This window comes from Exiguobacterium sp. B2(2022) (genome assembly GCF_028823655.1).
GTDB lineage: Bacteria > Bacillota > Bacilli > Exiguobacteriales > Exiguobacteriaceae > Exiguobacterium > Exiguobacterium aestuarii_A.
In genome coordinates this window covers 1-712 of sequence record NZ_JAPEHX010000144.1, presented here as the reverse complement: position 1 = coordinate 712, position 712 = coordinate 1, and the positions used below count along the sequence as shown (strand labels likewise).

1 protein-coding gene and 1 pseudogene are annotated in these 712 nt (G+C 48.7%); both read right to left on the bottom strand.

Translation table 11 applies throughout. The features are described from left to right. Positions 1-237: pseudogene (locus ON063_RS14945) on the bottom strand (alpha/beta hydrolase); the annotation flags it as partial. Between the two features lies 1 nt (position 238). After that, on the bottom strand, positions 239-709 hold the full coding sequence (gene def / locus ON063_RS14735) for a peptide deformylase (protein ID WP_274665639.1): 471 nt from the start codon (positions 707-709) through the stop codon (positions 239-241). Positions 710-712 lie beyond the last annotated feature (3 nt).

Genomic DNA, 712 nt, shown 5'->3' with positions numbered 1-712 from the left:
TGAATAATCTTCTGTCTCGTACCCGTTTTCCTCCGCCTGCTCCTTCCACGTATCCCAGTCGAGCCTGAGATTGAGCAACTTCATCACCGGGTGGTCGCGGAAAGCATATGTGGTTTCGAGTGAAACGGATTGATCGTAATGCACGGTCGCATCGTAATTAATGCGCACACATCCGCCGATTAAAAGAAATAAAATTGGGAATAGTAACAACAGTGCCCTTTTTCTCGAGCTAAACATGTTAAATCGGTTCGCCGTATGTGTCTAGCGGATTCGACATATTGATTCGGTCATAGAACAAGATGCCGTCCAAATGGTCGAGCTCGTGCTGACACACGATCGCGCGCATTCCCCGAAGACGAAGCTTGATTGGCTGTCCGTCTCGGTCAAACCCTTCTAATGTGATTCGACGAAAACGAGGTACATTTCCTTTGATTACGCGGTCGACCGACAAACAGCCTTCCCCACCGTTTAAAAATGTCTGTTCGACGGAGTGGCTCGTGATTTTAGGATTGAAGATTGAGAGTTTGAACGTCTCTTCCTCTTCTTGTAGCAAGACTGTGAAGAAACGACGGTTTACCCCGAGTTGTGGCGCGGCGATTCCGACACCACCTCGTAACTCGTATTTTTCACTCATCTCTGGGTCTTGACTATTGACGAGGAACGTCTCCATCTCGTCGAGTAACGCCAAGTCCTCTTCGGTTGGCGGAATCGG